General features: G+C 51.3%; 1 protein-coding gene. It reads left to right on the top strand.

Translation table 11 applies throughout. The features are described from left to right. Nucleotides 1-232: hypothetical protein (locus R0J87_RS25120; protein WP_498889744.1), on the top strand; the 232-nt coding region annotated here is incomplete at both ends.

The raw sequence follows: 232 nt of genomic DNA, 5'->3' as shown, positions 1-232 counted from the left end.
GAACCGATATTCCGAACATGATGGCGTCTGTCCGCGCATTGAACGAGGATGGCATTTCTGCCACTATCGACCGGCTCGGTGAATTTGTCACCAGCCGCAAAGAAGCCATACAGGCAAAAGACGAAATCATCCAGACAGCCGAGGCGATTACAGAAGCCGGAGTGGATGCCCATATGTCTGTGAAATTGACCCAGATCGGGCTTGATATCGACCAGCAGTTTTGCTTGGAGAA

The organism is Halomonas sp. SIMBA_159 (genome assembly GCF_046536035.1).
Lineage (GTDB): Bacteria > Pseudomonadota > Gammaproteobacteria > Pseudomonadales > Halomonadaceae > Vreelandella > Vreelandella venusta_A.
This window is presented reverse-complemented; position numbering and strand designations above follow the sequence as displayed.